Annotated in this window: 22 protein-coding genes; 11 read left to right on the top strand and 11 right to left on the bottom strand. The window is 71.6% G+C overall.

Annotated features, from left to right (window positions below; translation table 11 throughout):
- Nucleotides 1-4 precede the first annotated feature (4 nt).
- Nucleotides 5-652 (bottom strand): hypothetical protein, encoded by a 648-nt coding sequence (locus AB0B61_RS07890; protein ID WP_358429435.1) that lies wholly within the window; start codon nucleotides 650-652, stop codon nucleotides 5-7.
- Nucleotides 649-1128, bottom strand: a complete 480-nt coding sequence (locus AB0B61_RS07895; protein WP_214638568.1) for a SigE family RNA polymerase sigma factor — start codon at nucleotides 1126-1128, stop codon at nucleotides 649-651. The genes AB0B61_RS07890 and AB0B61_RS07895 overlap by 4 nt, the downstream gene beginning before the upstream one ends.
- A 294-nt stretch (nucleotides 1129-1422) precedes the next feature.
- Here AB0B61_RS07895 and AB0B61_RS07900 point away from each other — a divergent pair, with 294 nt between their 5' ends.
- From AB0B61_RS07900 to era, 10 genes are all read left to right on the top strand, one after another.
- Nucleotides 1423-3552 (top strand): VWA domain-containing protein, encoded by a 2130-nt coding sequence (locus tag AB0B61_RS07900; RefSeq protein ID WP_358429437.1) that lies wholly within the window; start codon nucleotides 1423-1425, stop codon nucleotides 3550-3552.
- Nucleotides 3549-4853 (top strand): extracellular solute-binding protein, encoded by a 1305-nt coding sequence (locus AB0B61_RS07905; protein ID WP_358429439.1) that lies wholly within the window; start codon nucleotides 3549-3551, stop codon nucleotides 4851-4853. The genes AB0B61_RS07900 and AB0B61_RS07905 overlap by 4 nt, the downstream gene beginning before the upstream one ends.
- Before the next feature lie 4 nt (nucleotides 4854-4857).
- Nucleotides 4858-5208, top strand: coding sequence for a histidine triad nucleotide-binding protein (locus tag AB0B61_RS07910; protein ID WP_358430413.1), 351 nt, complete (start codon nucleotides 4858-4860; stop codon nucleotides 5206-5208).
- A 104-nt stretch (nucleotides 5209-5312) separates the two neighbouring features.
- Nucleotides 5313-6341 (top strand): PhoH family protein, encoded by a 1029-nt coding sequence (locus tag AB0B61_RS07915; RefSeq protein ID WP_358429441.1) that lies wholly within the window; start codon nucleotides 5313-5315, stop codon nucleotides 6339-6341.
- Nucleotides 6338-6814 carry an rRNA maturation RNase YbeY gene (gene ybeY / locus AB0B61_RS07920; protein ID WP_225290749.1) on the top strand — a complete coding sequence of 159 codons (477 nt, stop codon included), beginning with the start codon at nucleotides 6338-6340 and terminating at the stop codon, nucleotides 6812-6814. Before AB0B61_RS07915 ends, ybeY begins: the two co-directional genes overlap by 4 nt.
- Complete coding sequence (locus AB0B61_RS07925; RefSeq protein ID WP_358429442.1) at nucleotides 6811-8112, top strand: hemolysin family protein; 1302 nt, start codon at nucleotides 6811-6813, stop codon at nucleotides 8110-8112. The genes ybeY and AB0B61_RS07925 overlap by 4 nt, the downstream gene beginning before the upstream one ends.
- 328 nt (nucleotides 8113-8440) lie before the next feature.
- Entirely contained in the window at nucleotides 8441-9067 is a 627-nt protein-coding gene (locus AB0B61_RS07930; RefSeq protein WP_358429444.1) for a hypothetical protein, read from the top strand.
- A gap of 52 nt (nucleotides 9068-9119) precedes the next feature.
- On the top strand, nucleotides 9120-9500 hold the full coding sequence (locus tag AB0B61_RS07935; protein ID WP_358429446.1) for a cytidine deaminase: 381 nt from the start codon (nucleotides 9120-9122) through the stop codon (nucleotides 9498-9500).
- A gap of 1 nt (nucleotide 9501) precedes the next feature.
- Entirely contained in the window at nucleotides 9502-9978 is a 477-nt protein-coding gene (locus tag AB0B61_RS07940) for an NUDIX domain-containing protein (protein WP_358429448.1), read from the top strand.
- Between the two features lie 18 nt (nucleotides 9979-9996).
- Entirely contained in the window at nucleotides 9997-10905 is a 909-nt protein-coding gene (gene era, locus AB0B61_RS07945) for a GTPase Era (protein WP_225290753.1), read from the top strand.
- Nucleotides 10906-10990: 85 nt separating this feature from the next.
- Here the strand turns inward: era and AB0B61_RS07950 are convergent, their stop codons facing one another.
- The 8 genes from AB0B61_RS07950 to AB0B61_RS07985 all read right to left on the bottom strand — a co-directional run bounded on the left by AB0B61_RS07950 (nucleotide 10991) and on the right by AB0B61_RS07985 (nucleotide 18976).
- Nucleotides 10991-11461: a hypothetical protein gene (locus AB0B61_RS07950; protein WP_358429450.1), complete on the bottom strand. Its 471-nt coding sequence runs from the start codon at nucleotides 11459-11461 to the stop codon at nucleotides 10991-10993.
- Between the two features lie 9 nt (nucleotides 11462-11470).
- The gene (locus AB0B61_RS07955; protein ID WP_358429452.1) at nucleotides 11471-12388 is read right to left on the bottom strand and encodes an urease accessory protein UreD; all 918 of its coding nucleotides are present in this window, start codon (nucleotides 12386-12388) and stop codon (nucleotides 11471-11473) included.
- Nucleotides 12389-12401: 13 nt separating this feature from the next.
- Complete coding sequence (gene ureG / locus AB0B61_RS07960; protein ID WP_357947292.1) at nucleotides 12402-13073, bottom strand: urease accessory protein UreG; 672 nt, start codon at nucleotides 13071-13073, stop codon at nucleotides 12402-12404.
- 12 nt (nucleotides 13074-13085) lie between these two features.
- Nucleotides 13086-13946 carry an urease accessory UreF family protein gene (locus tag AB0B61_RS07965; protein WP_358429454.1) on the bottom strand — a complete coding sequence of 287 codons (861 nt, stop codon included), beginning with the start codon at nucleotides 13944-13946 and terminating at the stop codon, nucleotides 13086-13088.
- A 5-nt stretch (nucleotides 13947-13951) separates the two neighbouring features.
- Nucleotides 13952-15658: an urease subunit alpha gene (locus AB0B61_RS07970; RefSeq protein ID WP_358429456.1), complete on the bottom strand. Its 1707-nt coding sequence runs from the start codon at nucleotides 15656-15658 to the stop codon at nucleotides 13952-13954.
- The gene (locus AB0B61_RS07975) at nucleotides 15651-15962 is read right to left on the bottom strand and encodes an urease subunit beta (RefSeq protein ID WP_358430415.1); all 312 of its coding nucleotides are present in this window, start codon (nucleotides 15960-15962) and stop codon (nucleotides 15651-15653) included. The genes AB0B61_RS07970 and AB0B61_RS07975 overlap by 8 nt, the downstream gene beginning before the upstream one ends.
- A gap of 62 nt (nucleotides 15963-16024) precedes the next feature.
- Entirely contained in the window at nucleotides 16025-16327 is a 303-nt protein-coding gene (locus AB0B61_RS07980; RefSeq protein WP_225290759.1) for an urease subunit gamma, read from the bottom strand.
- Between the two features lie 78 nt (nucleotides 16328-16405).
- On the bottom strand, nucleotides 16406-18976 hold the full coding sequence (locus tag AB0B61_RS07985) for a BTAD domain-containing putative transcriptional regulator (RefSeq protein WP_358429458.1): 2571 nt from the start codon (nucleotides 18974-18976) through the stop codon (nucleotides 16406-16408).
- A 45-nt stretch (nucleotides 18977-19021) separates the two neighbouring features.
- On the opposite strand from AB0B61_RS07985, the gene AB0B61_RS07990 reads away from it, so the two are divergent.
- On the top strand, nucleotides 19022-22459 hold the full coding sequence (locus AB0B61_RS07990; protein ID WP_358430417.1) for a WD40 repeat domain-containing serine/threonine-protein kinase: 3438 nt from the start codon (nucleotides 19022-19024) through the stop codon (nucleotides 22457-22459).
- Here the strand turns inward: AB0B61_RS07990 and AB0B61_RS07995 are convergent.
- Nucleotides 22449-23180, bottom strand: coding sequence for a Mut7-C RNAse domain-containing protein (locus AB0B61_RS07995; protein ID WP_358429460.1), 732 nt, complete (start codon nucleotides 23178-23180; stop codon nucleotides 22449-22451). The two genes, AB0B61_RS07990 and AB0B61_RS07995, sit on opposite strands and share 11 nt — an antisense overlap.
- Nucleotides 23181-23211 lie beyond the last annotated feature (31 nt).

Raw genomic sequence — 23211 nt, forward strand, 5'->3', positions numbered from 1 at the left:
CCGCTCACGGTGTGGCGAGGGGGGTGCCGCCGAGCGGGCTGGCGAAGGTGTTGGCTGTTGTGTCGATGTCGGTCGGCGGGCACTCCTCGATCGGGCAAAGCCCGCCGGGGGTGCTCGTGTCCGACGGCGTCGGGGTGGGCGTAGGCGTCGGAGTGGGTGTCTCCTCGCCCGTGGGGCAGTCCTTCGGCGGCTGCTCCTCGGCGGGGGTCGGGCACTTGGGGGTCGGTGTCGCCTTGGGCGTCGGCTTGCTGGTGGACCTGGCGGTCTCCGAGGCGGGCAACGGCGCGGAGGTGATCGGCGCGGGCACCACGGCGGGCGGATCGTCCGGCGGCGGGGTCGGCCTGGGCGAGGCGGGCCGGTTGGTCGAGGAGTTGGATGGCGGCTTGGACCTGGTGTCTCTCACCTGCTCCACGGTCTCCTGCTGGATGACCTTGTGGCGCAGCTCGGGAACGACCATCACGATCGTGCCCGCCACCAGCAGCGCGCTGGCGGCGGCGGCGCCCGCTCGCCACCAGAACAGGTTGCGCACCCCGCGCCGCTCGATGCGGGCGCGGATGATCTCCAGTCCTTCCGGCGAGGGCACGACCGTGTCCGCCTCCGCACGGAGCACACGGCGCAGGACGTCGCCATACTCGTCGGGGGACTGGGTCATGACATTTTCTCCAGGACGGATCGCAAGGCGGCCATGCCACGAGCTGTGTGGCTCTTGACCGCACCCTTGCTGATGCCCATGGCGTGGGCGATCTCAGCCTCGGACAGATCACCGTAGTAGCGAAGGACGAGTGCCTCTCTCTGACGTGTTGGCAGGGACCTTAGCGCTTCGATGACGGCGGTGCGTTCGAGCTCGCCGATCGCGCCGTTCTCGGCGCTCGGAGCATCGGGCAGGCCCTTGGGCGCGTACTTCTCGACGACCGCGCGGTGACGCAGCACGGAACGGGACCGGTTGACGACGGATTGCCGCAGGTAGGCAAGTGCTTTGTCGGGATCGCGCAGTCTACGCCAGGCGCCATGGATGGCGACGAACGTGTCCTGCACGACTTCTTCCGCGGTTGCCATGTCTCGCACCAGCAACACAGCGAGACGCACTAATGACCGAAAGTGCGCACTGTAAAGCGCGGTCACGGCCATGTCGGCGTCCCACCCGACCGGCACCGCCCCCAGCGACCTGTCGGCCAAGAGGGTTTCGGTGGTCACATCATTGGGACGCGCGGCCTTCCCGGAGGGTTTACGCTCTTGCGGTTCCTTAGAGGGCATTAGCCAGTCGTGTCCTCGCCAGGTGGCTTCGCCCGACCCTGAATCGTCTTATTTTTCGGCAGTCTCGCACACTAACCCTAACCGCGAGGATCTTCGGACGCACGATACGGCGGATTACCGATTCGCAACGGAGACAGGGGATTCCGTCCGATCTAGGATCAAGGGAGAATGCCGGACCCCGACCCATCCCCCAACGCCACCCCGGCCACTCAGAGCGAGCCGCAGGGGGGCAACGCCGCCTCGGCCACTCAGAGCAAGCCGCAGGAGGGCGACGACCCCTCGGCCTCTCCAAGCGACCCGCTGAAGGATGTGGCTGTCATCGTGACGCCACTTTGGGCCTTCCTGGGGGCTGTGGCGGCGCCACTGCTGGACGGCGGCGAGGTCGGGCGCGTGGTGTTCATCGTGGCCGCCGTGGTGATGCTGGTCCTGACCGTTGTCGTGGTGGCGGTCCTGATCCGCGTCCCGGAGGGCGCCGTCGGGAGGGTCGTCGAGGGGCTCGGCAAGCCGCTGAGAGCGTTCTTCGGCAGGGTGTGGGACGTGGTCGTGTCCGTCGCCAAGGCGGTCAAGACCGCCATCAAGTGGGTGAGCCGGCCGACCAGGCCCCTGACGGCCGGGGCGCTCGGGTTCGTCGCCGGGGTGCTCGCGGTGGTGCTCGTCCTACAGGGCGGGCCGCTCGTACGGATCGGACTGGGCTGGGCGCTCTCCACCCCCTGCGACCAGCCGCTGGAGCTGCGAATGCTCACCTCCGCCGAGAACGTGGCCGCCCTCCAGGCGGCCGGCCACCGCTACGCCGACGAGAGCGCCGACCTGCGCGGCTGCCCACGCGTGCGGTTCTCCGTGACCCCCCAGCCGCCGCTCGCCACCATGTCCCAGGCCGCCAACAAGGAGTGGAACGACCCCGCCTCCTGGAACAGCAGCACCTACCGCGCGCTGATCGCGGTCCACCCCGACATCTGGATCCCCTCCAGCGCGGCCACCGAGGAATATGTCCGCCAGGCGTTCGCCAACCTGGGCCAGGTCACGTTCGAACGGATGACGCCGGTGGCCACCTCCGCGCTGCTGGTCGCGTTCACGCCCGCGCTGGAGGCGCGGCTGGGCACGCGGTCCCCGCCCACGGACCTGCCCGGGATGCGGGCCTGGCTGAAGAGCGTCGAGACGCCCCTGGCCAGGCCGCGCGCCGACCTGTCGGAGATCGGGCTCATCGCCAGCGCCGGACTCTACGGCGCCGCCGAGAACATCTCCGAGGACATCGACGACGAGATCGCCTACACCCCGCCGGACCTCCCGCTCTCCGACGCCGCCAGCCTTCTCTGCCACGCCCGCGATGGCTTCGACACCGGCAAGGAATCGCTCGCCATGATCGTGCCGGAGCACCTCATCTACGCGGTCAACAAGCACCAGGACCTGGGTGCGTGCCCCCAGGGACGGCAGACGGCGGGCCTGTCCTGGCACCGGCTCGACGGCCTGCCCACCCTCAGCTACCGCTATGTGCGGCTGAAGTGGGCCGACCAGTGGAACGACGCGCGAGAGCGGGCGGTGATCGACTTCCACGACTGGCTCGCCCAGGACAAGCTCGCCCCGTACGGCTATCGCGACTCGGCGGGCGTGTCCGACCGCAAGGAGCCCATGCCCCTCGGCAGGGAGCTCGGCTCGGGGCAGGCCGACAGCGCCGAACCGGCCACCGTCGAACCGGCCCGGCTGATCGACCGTCTCGGCAAGGCGCATCCCGAGACGTCGTTCCTGCTGCTGGTCGACACGTCGGGCTCGATGGGCAATCCGATCACGGGCGGCACCGCGCTGCAGAGGGCCGGCTCAGGAGCCGGCACCCTGCTCAGGCGCCTGCGCGACGGCCGCGACAGGGTCTGGCTGGCCACCTTCTCCGACTCCGGCGGGCTCGGCAAGACTCTGGCGACGGGCACCGATCAGGTGTCCGCATGGCTGGAGACGCTGGCCGCGGCCGGGCGCGACGCTCCGCTCGGAGACGTGCTGGCGCAGGCGGCGCCCCGGCTGGCGGACACCCCCAATCCGGTCGTGGTCATGCTGACCGACGGCGCCCACCAGGCAGGTGACCGCGACCGGATGGTGGCCGCCCTGCGGAAGGTGAAAGGACTCAGGGTACGGCTGCTGCTCACCGGGGAGCAGCGGTGCGACGCGGACCACATCAAGCTGTTGGTCAAGGCCGCCGGCAAGGTCGTCAAGTGCGCGCCCATCAGCCGGGCCGAGGCCTCGACGCCGTACCGACCCCCGGCCGACGAGGTCGACAAGGAACTGACGGAGTTGTGGCGGGAGAGCCCGTGACCGGAAGCTGGCGGGCCGCGGCCGTGGGCGCGGCGGCGGGGGTGCTGCTCACGCTCGTCGTGGTCGGCGTCAAGGAGCGGCCGGCGCCCGCGGAGCAGTGCGTGGACGACGACGTGATCAGGGTCGCCACCGGCGATGACGTGAGCGTCGGCGGCGCGCGCAGGGAGCTGATCCGCCGCTGGAAGGGCCCGCTCGTCCAGATGATCGAGATCTCCAGGGTGGCCGACCTCAAGCACGACGAGATGCTGGCCGCCGCCCAGGCCGACCCGTGCCAGGCCTACGACCTGCTGATCATCGACATGGCCTCGACGGCCGAGTTCGCCGCCGCCGGCCTGCTCCGCGAGATCCGGCCCGAGGACGTCCCCTCTGGCCTGGTACCCCAGGCGCGCGAGAGCGGTCAGTGGGACGGCAAGCAGTACGCGCTGCCGTTCGAGGTGGACGTGGGGCTGCTGTATCGCAGGGCCGACCTGCCGAAGCCGACGAGCTGGGACCAGCTCTGGCCCGCCGCCCGCCAGGCCGGGGCCACCAACCGCCGCGGCGGGTACCTGGCGCAGCTCGACGAATACGAGGGCAGGACCGTGGGGCTGCTCGAACTGCTCCGCGCCTATGGCGCCACCGTGGTCGACGGCGACGGCGAGATCGTGCTCGACCAGGCGCCCAACGACCAGCGGGCGCTCGCCGCGCTGCGGTGGATGCGGCAGTGGCAGAGCGACCAGACGCTGGGGGACTCCTGGAAGGACAAGGAGGCCGAAAGCCTGGCCGCCTTCGCCGAGGGGGGTGCCGGGTACCTTCGGCACTGGCCGTACGCGGATCTGCAGCTGATCAACGACGGCAGGACGCCGTTCGCGCTGTCGAAGCTGCCCGGCCCGGCGACACTCGGCGGCTCGAACCTCGCCATCACTGCCAGATCCACCAAGTACGACAACGTCCTCAAGTTCGTGAAATATCTCCTCCAGCCGGACAACCAGCGGCAGCTGTTCGCGTGCGGTGGCTACGGCCCGGTCGTCGAGGCGGCGTACGAGGACGTGGGCGTCTGCCCCGGGGCCGACGCGCGTGAGACGGGCACTCCGCCGACGAGCGTCGACCTCCAGCGACTGGCCTCCGCGATCAAGGACTCACTGCCGACGGCCACGCGGCCCAAGCTGGAGCATTACACCCGGTTCAGCGAGGTGTTCAGGGCCTGTGTGACGAAGTACGTCTTCGCCGCGGAGGAGCCGACCCTTGACGACATCGGGATCATCGCCGACGAGCTGGGGGCGGCCAAGCTGGGCAGGACCGAGGAGGGCGAGCCCTGTGGGTAGGGTGCTGCCTGTGACCGACTGCCTCTTCTGCAAGATCGTGGCCAAGGAGATCCCGGCCGAGATCGTCCTCGAGAACGACCGGGCGCTGGCCTTCCGCGACATCAACCCGCAGGCGCCCACGCACGTGCTGGTCATCCCCAAGGAGCACCACGCCGACGCGGCCGCCCTGGCTCAGGCCGACGACGGCCTGGCCGACGACGTGCTGAAGACCGCGCACGCCGTGGCCGTGCGGGAAGGCGTGGCCGAGCGTGGCTACCGGGTGGTCTTCAACACCGGGCCGGGCGCCGGGCAGACGGTCTTCCACGTGCACGCCCACGTGCTCGGCGGGCGCGATCTGCGGTGGCCGCCCGGCTGATCTGGCGCGGTGATATTGGCGCGAGTAATCAGCCTGGTCCCGGCTACGATGGGCGGAGAAGTACATCCGAACAGACCGGGAGGCATCAGGCCGCTGGCCTGCCCATGTCCGAACTACATGAATCCCGAAGAACGGCACCTCCCTCGCGCACTCAAGCCAAGGTGCTGATACCGGACGAATACCCAATGGTCAGCCTCCTGGGCTCCCGTGACGAGCTGCTGCGCGTCATCGAGGGTGCGTTCAGGGCCGACATCCACGTGCGTGGCAACGAGATCACCGTCACCGGCAGCCCCGACGAGAGCGGTGCCGTGGTGCGCCTGTTCGAGGAGCTGGTCGAGGTGCTGCGCAATGGCGGCGAGCTGACCGCCGACGCGGTCGAGCGGAGCATCGCCATGCTGCGCATGACGTCCGACCGCCCGGCCGAGGTGCTGTCGCTCGACATCCTGTCCTCACGTGGCCGGACGATCCGGCCCAAGACCGTCAACCAGAAGCGCTATGTCGACGCCATCGACCAGTACACGGTCGTGTTCGGCATCGGTCCCGCGGGCACCGGCAAGACCTACCTCGCGATGGCCAAGGCCGTACGCGCGCTGCAGGAGAAGCGGGTCAACCGCATCATCCTGACGCGGCCCGCCGTCGAGGCGGGGGAGCGGCTCGGCTTCCTGCCGGGCACGCTCTACGAGAAGATCGACCCCTACCTGCGCCCCCTGTACGACGCGCTGCACGACATGCTGGACCCCGACTCGATCCCCAAGCTGATGGCGGCGGGCACGATCGAGGTGGCCCCGCTGGCGTACATGCGCGGCCGTACCCTCAACGACGCCTTCATCATCCTCGACGAGGCACAGAACTCCTCGGCCGAGCAGATGAAGATGTTCCTGACCAGGCTCGGCTTCAATTCCAAGATCGTGGTGACCGGTGACGTCACGCAGGTCGACCTGCCCTCGGGCACGGTCAGCGGCCTGCGGGTGGTCCAGGAGATCCTCGACGGCATCAACGACATCCACTTCTCGCGGCTGACCAGCGCCGACGTGGTCCGCCACAAGCTGGTCAGCGAGATCGTCGACGCCTACGGCCGCTACGACGCGCTTCAGGAGCCGAAGCAGATCCAGCATCGGGGGAAGAGACGTTGAGCATCGAGATCAATAACGAGTCGGGCGCCGAGGTCGGCGAGCAGGGCCTGGTCGAGCTGGCCACGCACGTGCTCGGCGAGATGGGCATCAACCCGCTCGCCGAGCTGTCGATCGTGGTGGTCGACGAGCGCACGATGGCCGAGCTGCACGAGAAGTGGATGGGCGAGCCGGGTCCGACCGACGTGCTCGCCTTCCCCATGGACGAGCTGCGACCGGGCGGCGGGGCGCGCGGCGACGCCGACACCGCCGCCGACCCGGCGCTGCTCGGCGACGTGGTGCTCTGCCCGCCGGTGGCCGCCCGGCAGGCGGAGGAGGCCGGTCACAGCGCGCAGGAGGAGCTGGAGCTGCTGTGCACGCACGGCATCCTCCACCTGCTCGGCTACGACCACGCCGAGCCTGAGGAGCACAAGGAGATGTTCGGCCTGCAGGCCCGGCTCCTCGAGTCGTGGCGGGAGGTGCGCAGCCCGCGGTGAACGCCTGGTTGCCTCTGGCCATCGCCCTCGTGGTGATCGGTGGCCTGATCGCCAGTGCGGAAACGGCACTGACGCGCATCTCCCGGGTGCGCGCGGAGGAGTTCGTGCGCGAGGGGCGGCGTGGCGCCCCGCGGCTGCGGGCCATCGTCAACGACCCGCCGCGCTATCTCAACCTGCTGCTGTTGCTCCGGCTGAGCTGCGAGCTGATCGCCACGGTGATCGCGACGCTGCTGTTCATCGACCTGATGCACGACCAGGGCTGGGCGTACGTGTGCGCGGCCGCCGTCATGATCGTGGTCAGCTACGTGATCGTCGGCGTCTCGCCCCGCACCCTGGGCCGCCAGCACGCCGAGCCGATCGCGCTGGCCAGCGCCCCCATCGTCTACGGCCTGACCCGGATCTTCGGCCCGCTGCCCAAGCTGCTCATCCTGCTCGGCAACGCGCTGACTCCCGGCAAGGGATTCCGCGACGGCCCGTTCACCTCCGAGGCGGAGCTGCGCGACCTGGTCGACCTGGCCGAGGAACGGCGGATGATCGAGCCCGACGAGCGGGAGATGATCCACTCGGTCTTCGAGCTGGGTGACACGCTCGTGCGCGAGGTCATGGTGCCGCGTACCGACATGGTCTTCATCGAGCGGGGCAAGACGCTCAGCCAGGCGCTCTCGCTGGCGCTGCGCAGCGGCTTCTCCCGCATCCCCGTCGTGGGCGAGAACGAGGACGACGTCATCGGCATCGCCTACCTCAAGGACGTCACCCGCAGGGTGCACGAGTCGGACTCGGGGGAGGACGGCGGCGAGGAGAAGGTCGAGTCGATCATGCGGCCGGCCACCTACGTCCCCGAGAGCAAGCCGATCGACCAGCTCCTGCGCGAGATGCAGGCCAGGCAGATCCACCTGGCCATCGTCATCGACGAGTACGGCGGGACGGCCGGCCTGGTCACGATCGAGGACGTGCTCGAGGAGATCGTGGGCGAGATCGCCGACGAGTACGACCGGGAGGCGCCCCGCGTCGAGACCATGCCCGACGGCGGGCTCCGGGTGACGGCCCGGATGCCGGTCGACGAGCTCGCCGAGCTGTTCCACACCGAGATCGAGGTCGACGACGTCGAGACCGTCGGCGGGCTGCTCGCCCACGCGCTGGGCCGGGTGCCGATCGCCGGTTCCGAGGCGGAGATGGCCGGGCTCCGGCTGACGGCCGAGAGCCTCGCCGGGCGCCGTAACCGGATCAGCACCGTGGTCGTCCGCAGGGTGGTTCCGCATGAGGATGATGTCGTGCCCGCCGCCGCTGAGCACGACTGACAGCGCGCTGACCGTTTTGCGATGGATGTGGCAAGTGTTCTACAAGTCGGTTGCAAGCGGGGTACGACAGCCTTAATCCCGACACCCCAGTGCGGTGGGTGTCACTGGGGAAGCATCCGAACGCCGGGTGGGGTTCGCGGCGGGAGGATGCCCCTGGGGGGGACGACAACGTCTCGGTCTGCTAGCCGATCGCGACGTTGCTCGGCGTAAAGGGGGTTCTCGTCCGGTAAGCCGGACGAGAACCCCCTTTTAGCGTTTGGGGCTTTGTTGGTGACTCCGGTGGATTGCCGTATTCGTCGCCTGGGGACGTTGCGAACCGGGGGGAATCATGGAACGCGGGATCATCGTCCTGGCCATCATGGGCGGGCTGCTCGCCGGATGCGGCGGCGGGCCGGTCGAGAGTTACGTCGACGTTCAAGCCATGGCCCGGCTGCGCGAGGCGCTGAACAAGGATCCGCAGTTGCCCGACGGCTTCTCCGTCCGGTCTGAGGAGCCGTGGCGGGTGCCGTTCGCCCCGGCGGACCACAACTGCCGGGCCGCGCTGGATCCGGCGGCGGGACGGGCGCCCGCGCGAGCGTTGACGGCGCAGGCGGCGGCCACCTTCGAGGGGGACGAGCTGGGCGAGGTGGCCGGGGTGGGCCTGGCGCGTTACGCGGGCTCGGAGGCGGAAGGGCGCATCGAGGAGCTGACCGAGGCGCTGGAGGCGTGCCGGGCGGTGCGGGCGAGCGACGGCACCCGGTTGCGGCTGACGATGCTGCCGGTCGAGGACGTGGGCGACGAGGCGGTGGGCGCGGAGTTGCGCGGGCGGCTGAACGGCTACCCGTACGCGCTGGACGTGATGCTCGCCCGCTCGGGTGACACGCTGGTGTCGGTCGTGCACACGGGCATCGCCAAGGTGGACCCGGAGCGTACCCGGCAGGTGCTCAGCGCCGCCGTCGGGATGGTCAGTGCCTGACCGGTCGGGGTGGTCGGCGCCTAACCTGTCGGGATGGCCAGCGCCTAACCTAGTGCTCGTGACTCTCGATCCAGAAGACAGCAAGATCATTACGCTCGCGCGGGCGGCCAGGGCGCGCAACGGCTCGGCCGAAGGCGCCGCCGTACGCGATGAGACCGGGCGCACCTACTCCGCCACGAACGTCGCGCTCTCCGCCCTCACGCTCTCCGCCGTGCAGGTGGCGGTCGCCACGGCCGTCTCCAGCGGCGCGCAGGCGCTCGAGGCGGCGGCGCTGGTCACGGCGGGCGACGGGCCGAGCGCCGAGGACGAGGCGGTGGCGGCCGAGCTGGGCGTCAAGGCGCTGCTGGTGGCGGGGCCCGACGGCACGCTGAAGGGCTCCGGCCCCGACGGCACGCCGAGGGGCTCCGGCGCCGACGGCACGTTGAGGGGCTGACGTGGCGATTTCGCCTCATTTGGCCGGGGTGCGGGCCAAGGTGGGCTCCGATCTGCTGATGCTTCCGTCGGTCTGCGGCTTCGTGTTCGACGCCGCGGGCCGGGCGCTCATGGCGCGTCACGGCGACGTGGGCCTCTGGGCGGCGCCCGGCGGCGGCGTCGACCCCGATGAACGCCCCGAGGACGCCCTGGTCAGAGAGCTCCAGGAAGAACTCCGCATAGACGTCGTGCCGCGCGGCCTGATCGGTGTGTACGGCGGGCCCGAATTCCGCACCGTCTACCCCAACGGGCACCAGTGCGCGTACGTCATCGCCGTGTACGGCTGCGTCATCGAGTCGGGCACGCCCACCCCCGACGGCGACGAGATCACCGACGCCCGATGGACGACCGAGCCGGAGATCGCCGGCCTGACCACGACCACCTGGATGCCGTTGGTGCTGCCCGACGCGTTTGCCTGGTGGCGTCAACAGGGCGTTTGATAGGCCACAATGCACTATGTGACTTCGCCAGACAGCCATCGCGCCGGATTCGCCTGCTTCGTTGGGAGGCCGAACGTCGGCAAGTCCACGCTGATGAACGCCCTGGTCGGCACGAAAGTGGCGATCACCTCATCCAAGCCGCAGACGACCCGGCGCGTCATCCGGGGCATCGTGCACCGGCCCGAGGCCCAGATCGTCATCGTCGACACACCCGGCCTGCACCGCCCCCGCACCCTGCTGGGCGAGCGGCTCGACAGCCTCGTGCTGTCCACGCTGACCGAGGTGGACGTGATCGGCTTCTGCGTCCCCGCCAACGAGCCCATCGGCAAGGGTGACCGCTTCATCGCCGACAAGCTCTCGGCCGTGAAGAAGACGCCGGTCGTCGCCGTACTCACCAAGTGCGACCTGGCCTCCAAGGAGCAGATCGCGCAGCAGCTCCTGGCGCTGTCGCAGGTGGCGGAGTTCGCGGCGATCGTCCCGGTGTCGGCGCAGTCGGGTGACCAGCTCGACGTGCTGGCCGAGGTGCTGATCGAGCACCTGCCGGAGTCGCCGCCGCTCTACCCGGGCGGGCAGCTCACCGACGAGCCCGAGCAGGTGCTGGTGGGAGAGCTGATCAGGGAGGCGGCGCTGGAAGGGGTCCGCGACGAGCTGCCGCACTCGATCGCCGTGGTGGTCGACGAGATGATGCCGCGCGAAGGCCGGGACGATCTGCTCGACATCTACGCGCACATGTTCGTCGAACGGCCGTCGCAGAAGGCGATCGTGATCGGGCACAAGGGCGAACGCCTGCGCGACGTCGGGACGCGGGCACGCGGGCAGATCGAGGCGCTGCTGGGCACTCGGGTCTATCTCGACCTGCGGATCAGCGTGGCCAAGGACTGGCAGCGCGACCCCAAGCAGCTGCGCCGCCTGGGCTTCTACGACTGACAGCGCCTTTCACAGCGGGCGCCACGGCCCCTTTCGCGACCACGGCCCCTTTCGCGACCTACAGGTCTTTTACGACCTACGGCCTTTACGGCTGGCGGCTGCGGCGCAGCGACAGGACGGCGAGGGCGACTGCGGCGAGGGCGCAGGCCAGTGCGGCGAACCAGCCGTAACGGATGCCCGGCTCGATCGACAGGAACCCGAGGTCGACGGAGACCCCGTTGCCCACACCGGGCGGATCGACCACGAACCTCACCAGCACGATCGTCGCCAGCGCCCCCGGGATGACGGCCAGTGCGGCCACCCTGGGCCGCCCGAACAGGCCCGCGACCCCGAGCGCCAGCGTGGCGAGCCCGGCGATGAGCGCGTAGACGCCGAGGCTGTCGTCGATGCCCCGGATGTCGTTGGACACGCCGCCGATGGCACCGATCCTGGCCTCGATCCCCGTCCACGGCAGGAACGCGCAGAACACCAGCAGCGCCCCGGCCACCGCGATGACGAACGCGTAGCCGCGCCGCGCCTTGGGCTTGGCGGGGCTCGGTGAGAGAGAGTCGGCCACTCGATCACCTTAGGTCGGGCGCGCGGCTCCTGCCAGGCTACCGATGGCTACACCCTCACCCCACTCCAGACGCCGGCGCAACGCGACGGCGTCGGCGGCCAGCGCGGACACCAGCACACCCGGTCCGGCCAGCGGCAACACAGCCACTCCTTCCGCGACCACGGCCCCTGAGGCGGCCTCCGACGAGGTGGCGCGGGGCGGGGCGGATGCCAGGGGCGGGGTGGCCGGGGACCGGGTGGAGACCAGGGACGGGGTGGAGGCCAGGGATGGTGTGATCAGGGTGGTGCCGATGCAGCAGGCGTCGCCGTAGACGGCAGGGGAGGCGTCGATGGCGGGGTCGCCGACCGTGTACTCCTGCCTGAGCAAGGGGCGGCCGTCGTACGTGGCGTCGAAGCGGGCGTGGCAGCGGCCCGGCGCCTCGCCGTACCGGCCGAAGACGATCTCCTCGCGCCAGAACACCCGCGCGCCCGCCGCCAGCGTCAGTCGTACTACGAGGCGGTGGGCGCATCCGGCGGCGAGCACCGTCGGCTGCGGAGCGAAGCGGAGTTCGGCGCCCGCCCCGACGTGCGCGGAGATCACCATGACGGATTCGCCGTCGCCGGGCAGCACCAGCGTGGCGGCCACCGAGCCGACCTCGAGGCTGGTGCCGGATGCCACGTCGAGGTCGAGGTCGAGCCGGTCGCCGCCGAGTGGGCCGGCCGCCGTGGAGACCAGGTGCACGGTCCGCGGACCCGTCTGCCGCAAGGTCAGGGGCGGCATCGAGCTCAGCCTGCTGATGACCGTCCGGCCACCGGCCAGGGAGGTGGCGACGGCCGCCCGAGCCCGCATCGCCCGCCGCCCGACGGCGCTGATGGCGCTCGCCGACGTGTCCTCCTGGGCGTCTGACGAGGTCTCTGCCGCTGTCCGCGGCAAGTCCGTGTCAGTCATAGGGCGACGCCCGTCAAGCCGCTGAGACGGGCTCGTGGGGCCAGGAAAGGGCCTGTTCGGAGACCCAGGCCGCCACATCCGCCGCCGAGGGGTCCTGGCGGATCGAGGTGAACAGTACCGGTTTGTCGCCGCGTACCGCCGCTGCGTCGCGGGCCATCACGGTCAGGTCGGCGTCCACCAGCGGCGCCAGGTCGGTTTTGTTGATCACCAGCAGGTCGGCGGAGGTCACTCCCGGGCCGCCCTTGCGGGGCACCTTGTCGCCGCCGGACACGTCGAGGACGAAGATCTGCCGGTCGGCCAGGCCTCGGCTGAACGTCGCCGTCAGGTTGTCCCCGCCGCTCTCCACGATCACCAGGTCCAGCGGGCCGAAGCGGTCCTCCAGGGTCTCCACGGCGTCGAGGTTCGCGGCGATGTCGTCGCGGATGGCGGTGTGGGGGCAGCAGCCGGTCTCGACGGCGAGGATGCGTTCCTGGTCGAGCACCCCGGCCCGGCGCAGGAAGTCGGCGTCCTCGGTGGTGTAGATGTCGTTGGTCACCACGCCCAGCCGCAGGGAGCCGCCGAGCGCGCGGCACAGGGCGGCGACCAGGGCCGTCTTGCCGCTGCCCACCGGCCCGCCCACCCCGAGGCGGAGCGCTCTGCCGTGGTGGGCGGGCGCGTGGTGATGGTCGTCGTGGTTGGCGCCCATGGCGTGTCCTTCCTAGGAGACGAACAGTCTGACCTTGGCCCCCGCATGCCGCTCGGCCAGCAGGTCCAGTGCGGGGGCGGACCGGGCGGGCAGTTCGGCCCAGAGCCGGCTGTACGGCGGGGGGTCAGAAGCGGTGGCGGTGAGGTCGGATGGGGTGGTGTCAGAAGCGGTGGTGGCGAGGTCCGGGGCCAGGTCGGATGGTGTGGCGGCGGAAGCCGTGGTGGCGAGGTCCGGGGCCAGGTCGGATGGTGTGGCGGCGGAAGCCGTGGTGGCGAGGTCCGGGGCCAGGTCGGCGAGCAGGCCGTGGACCGCTACCGGGTCCAGGCCGAGCAGGCGGACCGCCGCCGTGGCCGGGCCGGTGATCGCGTGGTAGGCCGCCGCCAGAGCGGCGTCCTCGGGTGACGCTCCCGCCGCGTGCGCCGCCGCGCCGAGCGCGATGGGGTGATGGGGGTTCGGTACGGCCAGCGCCAGGTCGTCGAGCGCGACGGAGTGACGAAGATTCGGTCCGGCCGCCAGGTCGTCGAGTGTGGGCGACGGCCACAGGCGGCGGGCCACCCGCAGGAGCAGCCTGCCCTGGGTCCTGGAGGCGGCCCGCTGGGCGGGGGAGGCGGTTCGGGCGTCGGCCTCCGCGTCCAGAAGGACCCACGACGCGCCGAGCGCCTCCGGCCGGCTCTCCCCGCCCAAGGCGCAGGTGGCGGCGGCGAGGGCGGCCGCGACGTGTCCGGAGGTGTGCAGGCGGCCCCTCAGGAAGGCGGCCAGGGACGCCAGGTCGTGGACCGCGCCCGTGGCGATCGCCTGTTCGGTGCCGCCCGAATGGGCGTGGCCTCCGGCCGGGAGGCGGGAGTCGGTGAGGAGCAGGAGTGCGGGGTTCATGGTTATCAGAACAGGAAGTAGCGCTGGGTCATCGGGAGCGTCTCGGCGGGCGCGGGTTCGATCAGGTCGCCGTCCACCCGTACCTCGAACGTGTCCGGAGCCACCTCGATCCGGGGCAGCGCGTCGTTGAGCGGCATCGCGTCCTTGCCCCGCCCCCGTACGTCCGCCACGGCGACCAGGCGGCGGCGGACCGCGAGGCGGTCGGCGAGGCCCGCGTCGAGGGCGAGGGGTGAGACGAAGTGCAGTGAGGTGGCGGCGGCCGTGGCCGGGGCGGCGCCGAACATCGGGCGGGGCAGCACCGGCTGCGGCGTGGGGATGGAGGCGTTCGCGTCGCCCATCTGGGCCCAGGCCACCACGCCGCCCTTGAGCACCAGCGTGGGCTTGACGCCGAAGAACGCCGGGTCCCAGAGGACGAGGTCGGCGAGCTTGCCGCGTTCGACGGAGCCGAGTTCGGCGTCGAGGCCGTGGGCGATGGCCGGGCAGATCGTATATTTCGCGATGTAGCGGCGGGCGCGGAGGTTGTCCGCCGGGCCAGTGAGAGCGCCGCGGCGGCGCTTCATGACGTGCGCCGTCTGCCAGGTACGGATGATCGTCTCGCCGACGCGGCCCATCGCCTGCGAGTCGGAGCCGATCATCGAGATCGCCCCCAGGTCGTGCAGGACGTCCTCGGCGGCCATCGTGGTGGGCCGGATGCGGGACTCGGCGAAGGCCAGGTCCTCGGGGATCGACGGGTTGAGGTGGTGGCAGACCATCAGCATGTCGAGGTGTTCGTCGAGCGTGTTGACGGTGTGGGGCCTGGTGGGGTTGGTGGAGGAGGGCAGGACGTTGGCGAACGACGCCATCCTGATGATGTCGGGCGCGTGCCCGCCCCCCGCCCCTTCTGTGTGGTAGGCGTGGATCGTCCGGTCGCCGATGGCGGCCAGCGTCGACTCGACGAACCCGGCCTCGTTGAGCGTGTCGGTGTGGATCGTCACCTGTACGCCGTTCGCGTCGGCCACGGTCAGGCAGGCGTCGATCGCGGCCGGCGTGGAGCCCCAGTCCTCGTGCAGCTTGAACCCGGAGGCGCCCGCTTCGAGCTGTTCGAGCAGGCCCTCGGAGCTCACCGTGTTGCCCTTGCCGAGCAGCGCGAAGTTGAGCGGGTAGGAGTCGAGCGACTCCAGCATCCTGGAGAGGTACCAGGTGCCGGTGACCGTGGTGGCCTTGGTGCCTTCGACCGGTCCGGTGCCGCCGCCGACGATCGTGGTGACGCCCGCGCCGATCGCCTCCTCGAGGATCTGCGGGCAGATGAGGTGTACGTGGGAGTCGACGGCGCCCGCCGTGAGGATCTTGCCGTTGCCGCTGAGGATCTCGGTGGATGGGCCGATGACGATGTCGACCCCGTCCATGGTGTCCGGATTGCCGGCCTTGCCGATGGCGGAGATCCGGCCGTCGGTGACGCCGACGTCGGCCTTGACCACGCCCCAGTGGTCGAGGATCACCGCGCCCGTGATGACCAGGTCGGGCGCGCCCTCGGCCCGGGTCGTCCTGGCCTGGCCCATCGACTCGCGGATCACCTTGCCGCCGCCGAACACCGCCTCGTCCCCGGCTCCCGCAGGCCCCACGGACAGGTCCTCGGTGACCTCGACGAACAGGTCGGTGTCGGCCAGCCTGATGCGGTCGCCCGTGGTGGGGCCGTACAGGGCGGCGTATCGAGCGCGGGAGATGTCAGCCATCGAGGGGGCCCGCCCATTCCGGTCGCAGGCCGGGCACCACGCGGCGCCCGGCGATCGGCACCAGGGTCACGTCGCGCTCGACGCCCGGCTCGAACCTGATCGCGGTGCCCGCGGGCACGTCGAGCCGCATCCCCCAGGCGGCGTCGCGGTCGAAGGCCAGCCCGGGGTTGGCGGCGGCGAAGTGGTAGTGCGACCCGACCTGGACCGGCCGGTCGGCGGTGTTGACGACCCGGACCGTCACCCTCGGCCGTCCCGGATTGAGCGGGATGGCGTCGGCGGGGTGCCGATATTCGCCCGGGATCATCGGCTCGTCCCGCACACGGAGATCAGCCTCGTCAGTGGCTACGGGATCGGCCTCGTCGGTGGTCATGGGATCGGCCGATGCACGGTGACCAGCTTGGTACCGTCGGGGAAGGTCGCCTCGATCTGGACCGAGTCCAGCATCTCAGGCACCCCCTCCATGACGTCGTCCCGCCCGAGCACCGAGCGTCCGGCGTCCATCAGATCGGCCACGGTCCGCCCGTCCCTGGCCCCCTCCATCAGGAACGACGCGATGACCGCGGTGGCCTCTGGGTGGTTGAGGCGCAGGCCCCTGGCCTGACGCTGCCGCGCCACCCCGGCGGCGACGTGGATGAGCAGGCGCTCCTGCTCGTGTGGGGTAAGCCGCATGGCCCGGACCTTAAGAACCGGCCGTTTCCGCGATGTTGCCGGGGGATGTCGAGTCGGTTTCCGCTCGGCCCACGCGTCTCATCCCACCATGGGCAGCGCCTGGGAGCGGCCCAGATCGTCCTCCAGCGCCTCGAACACCGCCAGCGCCGACCCGGCCAGCTCCCTGGCCCGCTCCGCCGCGCCCTCCGCCTGGTTCACCCGGGCCAGGGCCAGCAGGGCGTACGCGTCGAGCAGCTGGTCGCCGAGCCGTACCGCGATCCCTCTGGCCGTCTCGGCGGCCGTCCTGGCGTCGGGGACCGCGTGCTGCGCCAGCCGTACCGAGGACAGATCCAGGAGCGTGTCGGCCTGCCGGTAGCGGTCGCCGAGCGCGGCGAGGTGGCCGGCGGCGGTCTGGAGGCGGTCCGCGGCCTCGTCGAGGCGGCCCGCGCGGTGCAGGACCACGCCCAGCAGGCGCAGCGCTTCCGCGGCGTCGCGATCGTTCTCCGCCGCCTTCAGGCAGCCGAGCAGGGCGCGCTCGGCCTCGGGCAGCCGGTCGCGTTCGAGGTGGACACGGCCGAGGCGCCGCCTGGTCTGGTTGACGTCGCGGGTGCGTCCCTCGCGCAGGAACATGCCGAGCGCCAGCCTGAGCCGGTCGTGCGCCAGGTCCCACTCCCGCTCGGCCAGGTGCAGGTCGCCCAGGTCGCGCAGGATCAGCGCCTCGCCCATGGCGTCGCCCGCGCGCCGCGCCGACTCCAGCGCCGCCGCCGTGACGTTGCGCCAGTCGTCGAGGAAGCGGTGGCGTTCGAGGTACGGCCCGAGCAGGTGGGCGAGCCGCTGGCAGCCGTCGTCGAGGCCGGCCTGATGGAGGTCGGCGACCAGGCTGACCAGGAAGGCCCGCTCGGCGGCGAGCCACTCGACCGACTCCCTGATGTCCCGGGTGGCCACGAGGGTGCCCGGATCGCCGGAGACCAGCGAGAAGCGCGAGAACCGTACTCTGGCCAGGACCACGTCCATCATCCGTACGAGGGCGCCGGGCGCGGCCTGACTCGCCTGCTCGCGGGCGAACAGGCGGGTCAGGTCGTGCAGCCGGTAGCGCACCTGCCCGGCCACGTCGACCACGTGCGTCTGCAGCAGCCCGGCGTCGACCAGCGCCTCGGCCTGCCCGCCGAACAGCTCCGCCACCCAGTCCGCGAAGTCGGGCGCCGACAGCTCGCCGAGCCCGCGCAGCGTGGCCCTGGCGGGCTCGGGCAGGCCGTCGTAGCCGATGGCGAGCACGCTGCGCACGGCCTGGTCGCCGGAGCGCAGCCCGTCGAGCCGCTCGTGCTCGTCCTCCAGCAGGCCGACCAGGTAGTCGACGGTCCAGCCCGGCCGGGCGGCCAGCCGGGACCCGGCGATGCGCAGCGCGATCGGCAGCCCGCCGCAGAACCTGGCCAGCCTGCCCAGCGCCTCGTCGGCCACCCGGCCGGAGGTGCGCACGAGCAGGTCGAGCGCGTCGGCCTCGCCGAGCACGCCCACGGACACGCGGGTCGCGCCGGACAGCCCGCCCAGAGAAGAACGGCTGGTGACGACCGTGGGGCAGGACGTCAGCAGCGGCCGCACCTGGCTCTCGGCCGACGCGTTGTCCAGCAGCACCAGCAGCCGGCGGTTGGCCGCGTACGTACGGAAAAGTCGCTCCCGTCCGTCGAGCGAGGCGGGGACGGCCTGGGCCGGGCAGCCCAGCCAGCGCAGGAAGTCCTCGAGCACCGCCGCGGGCGCCGTCGTCTCGCGCAGGTCGGCGTAGAGGATCCCGTCGGGGAAGCGCTCGCGCTCGCGCCAGGCGGCGTGTACGGCCAGCGCCGACTTGCCCGCGCCCGCCTGCCCGTGGACGACTACCTGCCCGCCCACCACCAGATCCAGGAGGTCGGCGCGCCCGGTGAACCCGGCCACGTCGTGCGGCAGCAGCACCGGCGGCCCCGCCGAGACGTGCAGTGACACATCGTCGTGCAGCATGCGGTGATAGAGCAGCTGCAGATCGGAGTCGGGCTCGATCGCGTGGCCGTCGTCGAGCGCCTCACGTAACGCCGCGTACGCGTCGAGGGCCTCAGCCCGCCGCCCGCTCCGGTAGAGCGCGAGCATGTACTGGCCGCGGAAGCGCTGCCAGAGCGGATGCTGCCCGGCCAGCCGCCGCAGCTCCGACAGCAGCTCCCGGTGGCGGCCGGCGTCGAGGTCGAGCTGCACGCGGCGTTCCAGGGCGAACAGCCGCAGCTCCTCCAGTTCCTCGCGCAGCCGCCGCGTCTCCACCCAGCGCTCCCCGTCGGGGTCGAGGTCCTCGAGCGCCGGTCCGCGCCACAGGGCCAGCGCCTCCTGGTAGGAGCCCCGCTCCACCAGCGACCTGAAGCGGTCGACGTCGAGCTGCTCCTCGCCGATGGCCAGCGTGTACGTGCCCGACACCGTGGTGATCACGTCCTTGCCGATGAGCTGGCGCAGCTGCCCGACATAGCCCCGGACCAGGGAGTCGGACCGGTCGCCGCCCTCGCGCGGCCACAGCAGCCCGCGCAGCCGTCCGACGGTGAGCGGGCGGCGCGCGTTGAGCACGAACATCGCCAGCAGGTCGCGGTGCTTGGGCGCGGTCGGCGTACGGTCGTCGTCGCCGTCGCGCACGTCCAGCGGACCCATGATGCGAAATTCCACGCGGCCTTCCTCAGCAGAGGGACATCGACCACAATTACACACTTGATGATCCCTCTGACTCCCTCCGACCCGCACCGGTTGGGCCGCTACTGGCTCGCCGGGCGGCTGGGCGCCGGTGGCCAGGGCGTCGTCTATGAGGCGTACGGCGAGGAGGGGGAGCGCGTCGCCGTCAAGGTGCCCAGGGTCGACGATCCCGAGTCGCGGGCCAGGCTGGCCAGGGAGGCGGCGGCGGCCGCGCGGGTGGCCTCGTTCTGCACGGCCAGAATCATCGAGGTGGCCGAGCCGTACATCGTCAGCGAGTTCGTACCCGGCCCCAACCTGCGGCAGGTGATCGCCGAGCAGGGCCCCTACGAGGGCGACTCGCTGCGGCGCCTGGCGATCGGCGTGGCCACCGCGCTGACGGCCATCCACCAGGCCGGCGTCGTACACCGCGACCTCAAGCCCGACAACATCATCCTCGGACCCGACGGCCCCCGAGTGATCGACTTCGGCGTGGCACGCGAGGCCGGGCCGACGACCACCGGCCCGGCCATGGGCACGCCCAACTACATGGCGCCGGAGGTCCTGGCCGGGCGGGGCGCGACGGCCGCGGCGGACCTGTGGGCGTGGGGGCTGGTGGTGCTGTTCGCCGCCCGGGGCGAGGACGCGATCGAGGTACGCGAGCCGGTCGCGGTCATCGCTGAGGTCATGGACTTCCGCCCCGACACGGCCGACCTGGCCGACCCGCTCGGGCGGCTCGTGGCCGGCGCGCTCACGAAGGACCCGGCCGCCCGTCCCTCGGCGCACGCGGCCCTGCTGGACCTGATCGGCGCCGGCGGCGACCCGCTCTCTCGCGGCGGGGCGCTGGCCGGCCCGCTCAGGAGCCCGGCCGAGCCCGACCTGGGCGCGATCGCCGAGGAGCTGTACGACGAGCTGTCCGAGGCCGAGCGGGCGGCCGTCCCCGAGGTGCTGCTGCGCATGCTCGACGGCGACGGCTCGCTCCGGCCGGTGACCCGCGAGGAACTGCCCGAGACCGAGGCAGTGTCCGCCCTGCTCGCCTTCTTCGAGGCGGCGGGCCTGGTCACGAGCACCGGCGAAGCCTACGAGCTGGCCAAGCCCGCGCTGATCCAGGCATGGCCCCGGCTGCGGACCTGGGTGGCCGACAACCGCGAGGGGTTGCCGGTGCACCGGCGCCTGGTCGAGGCGGCCGGTCTCTGGGACGAGCACGGCCGCAAACCCGCCGACCTGCTGCACGGCTCCAGCCTCGACCGGACACTCCAGTGGGCCGCCGCCGAACGCAAGGACCTCACACTGGCCAGGAGGGAGCGCGAGTTCCTCGACGCGGCGGCCAAGCAGACCAGGAGCCAGTCCAGGAGGCGCGGCCTGCTCGCGGCGGCGCTGGCCGTGCTCCTGGTGGCGGCCCTGGGCGGCCTGGGGACGGCCGAGTACCTGCGCAGGGAGTCCAGCAGGCAGCGTGACGACGCGCTGGCCAAGTCGCTCGCGTTGCAGGCCGCTGACCTGTGGGAGAGCGACCCGCGACTGGCGAGGCTGCTGACCGTCGCGGGCCGGCGGCTGAGCCCTGACCTGGCCGAGACGCGGGGCGCGCTGTACGAGTCGCTGTCCAGGCCGGCGAGCGACGTCTTCACCGACCCGTACGCCAGTCCGAGCAGTGTCTACGGGCTGAACGACACCGGACGCACGCTGGCGGCCGTCCAGGAAGGCCGGGTGCGGCTCTGGGACGTCCGCACGCACGGCCTGCTCCGCGAGTTCTCCGGCGTGGGCACGGCCGTGCGCCAGGTCGCGCTCAGTCCCGACGGGCGGACGCTCGCCGTGCTGGAGGACAAGGATGTGCGCCTCTGGGACGTGATGGCGGGCACGGCGATCGGCGCCGCGTTCGGCGGCGGGTTCGTGACGCCCAGGGCACAGGGTCGACTCGCCTTCGACCGCGCCGGTCGCGCCCTGCTGGTACCCGAGGGCACCGGCGGCGCCGAGCGCGCCTGGGACGTGGCCACCCGGAAGCGGCTGACCGCCGGATCGGGGGCGGGGCTCGACGCGGTGGACCCGGCGCGCCGCGTCGGCGTGGTGTCCACGGGCGGGCAAGGCAAGGTCGAGCTCTGGAACCTGCGCACCGGCAAGCGGCTGCCCGCGCCCTGGCTGCCCGCCAAGACCGAGGTCACGTACGTGAGTCTCAGTGACGACGGGCGGGCGCTCATGGTCAGCGAGAATGCGCCACGGCCGGCCGAACGACGGATGCGCGTCTGGACCGTCCCGGGCGGAGGCGTGATCGGGGCACGTTACGGCGGCGAAGCGGACCGGGATGCCGCCTTCGGCTTCGGTGACCGCTACCTCGCCGGCTGGACCTATCAGGGGGAGCTCATCATGTGGCGGCGCGCCGGATGGCCGGTCGTTCTGGAGCGCGACCTGCCTGGGCCCATCAAAGGTGTCCACTTCGACGAGGCCGACCGTGTGCTGCGCTATCAGTCCGACGCCGGTGAGATCGACACCGTGGACGTGTCCATGCTGTTCGACCAGCCGCTGACCACGGGAACCCCTGACGGGCAGGCGTTGCTGGGGCCGGGCGGACACACAGCGGTCATCACGAGGCCGGGGGAGGCCCGGCTGTGGGACGTGGCGACCAAGCGATCGCTCGGGCCGCCGATCGACGTCATCGGCCGTGGGCCCGCGCTGGCCTTCAGCCGGGACGGCGAGCGGTTGGCCGTCGGCGACAAGTCGAGCACCCGGATCGTGGACGCGCACACGGCCCGTGTGCTCGACACGATAAAGGTCGCGGACGTGGACGACGTCGCCTTCAGCCCCGACGGCCGAACGCTGGCCGTCTCCCCCAACAGGCCCGACCACACCGGTGCTCCCCTCGAGCTGTGGAACCTGGCGAAGGGCACCGCCACCCGCGCCGCCGTGCCCGCCCCCGGCACGCTCGCCTTCCGCCCTGACGGCAGGCTGCTGGTGGCCGGAGCGGAGCCCCAGCCCATCGACCCGGCGACCGGCACCCGGTTACCGATCGCCGAAGGGCTCGGCCGGTTGAACGGCACTCACGCCTTCAGCCCCGACGGCCGGCTCATCGCCTTCTCGGGGCCCGACCAGATGACGTTGTGGGACGCGGACCTGAAGGCGCCCGTTGGCGCGTTCCCCGCCGTGCCGGGCAGCGCGATCCAGGAGATCGCCTGGTCGCCTGACGCCCGCACCATCGCCACGTACGAGGACGGGGACCGGGTCAGGTTGTGGGACGTGCCCAGCAGGCTGCCTCTCGGCCTGGTCTTCGACGGCCAGAAGAAGATCCCGCTGGGCGACGGGTCACTGGCCTTCAGCGCCGACGGCGGCATCCTCTACAGCGCCATGCCCGACGGCGTGGTGCGGACGTTCCCGCTCGAGGGCGGCAAGGTGGCGGACGCCGTCTGCCGCCGCGCCGGCCGGTCGCTGACCGAGCGGGAGTGGCAGCGCTACCTGCCCGAGGCCGACAGGTTCGACCCCTGCCTCACCCCGTAGCCGCCCACTGCCGGGCCGTCGCCACGATCTCCTCCAGGTGGCCGCTGTGGGCGCCGTGCCAGTACACGTGGCCGCACTCCTGGCATCGCCCGTACGCGTCGTAGGCGTGGCGGGTGCCCGCCTCCAGGACCGGCAGCACCTCGCGCTTCTCCACCGGGACCAGTTCGCCGTTGCAGGCCGTGCACCTCGTCCACGGGCGCAGCGGCGGGGTGAAGCGTTCGAGGAGGTCGCGGAGTTGGTCGTGGGGGCGGGAGCCGCGCACGTACGCGCCGAGCCACAGCGCGCGGCGGCGCAGCAGACCGCGGTCCTGGGTGAGCAGCACCCGGCGCTCCTCGTTGGCCTGCACCACCAGCGCCGGGTCGTCCATGTCGTTGTGGTAGGCCGTGTCGAGGCCGAGCAGGCGCAGCCGTCGCGCGAGCGTGCCCAGGTGGACGTCCAGCAGGAAGCGGGGTTCGCGGGGCAGCGGCTGGGGTCTGGGCACCGGCCGTACCTCGATGAGGTCGCCGGCCGCGGGCTGGTAGGAGGGGCCGACGCCGCGGCCGTCGACGGTCATCGGCCCGACCTCCGTCAGCGGGATGCCGGCCGACTCCACGTGGTGGCCCAGGGTCGAGCTGCCGCCGATGGCGATCCGGTGGCGCTCGCGGCGCCGGCTCACGGGCAGGAACATCATCAGCTCGGCGGAGATTCGAAGGTGCGCGTCCCGTTCGGTCACATTGTCCATTCTGCTTGATTCGATAACGTGAACCTGTGCC

This window comes from Nonomuraea sp. NPDC049158 (assembly GCF_040648335.1).
Taxonomy (GTDB): domain Bacteria; phylum Actinomycetota; class Actinomycetes; order Streptosporangiales; family Streptosporangiaceae; genus Nonomuraea.

Coding starts and splice junctions, on each gene's coding strand:
- AB0B61_RS07890 (WP_358429435.1), bottom strand. CDS start 652: ATGACCCAGTCCCCCGACGAGTATGGCGACGTCCTGCGCCGTGTGCTC.
- AB0B61_RS07895 (WP_214638568.1), bottom strand. CDS start 1,128: ATGGCCGTGACCGCGCTTTACAGTGCGCACTTTCGGTCATTAGTGCGT.
- AB0B61_RS07900 (WP_358429437.1), top strand. CDS start 1,423: ATGCCGGACCCCGACCCATCCCCCAACGCCACCCCGGCCACTCAGAGC.
- AB0B61_RS07915 (WP_358429441.1), top strand. CDS start 5,313: ATGTCCGAACTACATGAATCCCGAAGAACGGCACCTCCCTCGCGCACT.
- AB0B61_RS07930 (WP_358429444.1), top strand. CDS start 8,441: ATGGAACGCGGGATCATCGTCCTGGCCATCATGGGCGGGCTGCTCGCC.
- AB0B61_RS07955 (WP_358429452.1), bottom strand. CDS start 12,388: ATGACTGACACGGACTTGCCGCGGACAGCGGCAGAGACCTCGTCAGAC.
- ureG (WP_357947292.1), bottom strand. CDS start 13,073: ATGGGCGCCAACCACGACGACCATCACCACGCGCCCGCCCACCACGGC.
- AB0B61_RS07965 (WP_358429454.1), bottom strand. CDS start 13,946: ATGAACCCCGCACTCCTGCTCCTCACCGACTCCCGCCTCCCGGCCGGA.
- AB0B61_RS07970 (WP_358429456.1), bottom strand. CDS start 15,658: ATGGCTGACATCTCCCGCGCTCGATACGCCGCCCTGTACGGCCCCACC.
- AB0B61_RS07975 (WP_358430415.1), bottom strand. CDS start 15,962: ATGATCCCGGGCGAATATCGGCACCCCGCCGACGCCATCCCGCTCAAT.
- AB0B61_RS07980 (WP_225290759.1), bottom strand. CDS start 16,327: ATGCGGCTTACCCCACACGAGCAGGAGCGCCTGCTCATCCACGTCGCC.
- AB0B61_RS07990 (WP_358430417.1), top strand. CDS start 19,022: ATGATCCCTCTGACTCCCTCCGACCCGCACCGGTTGGGCCGCTACTGG.
- AB0B61_RS07995 (WP_358429460.1), bottom strand. CDS start 23,180: ATGGACAATGTGACCGAACGGGACGCGCACCTTCGAATCTCCGCCGAG.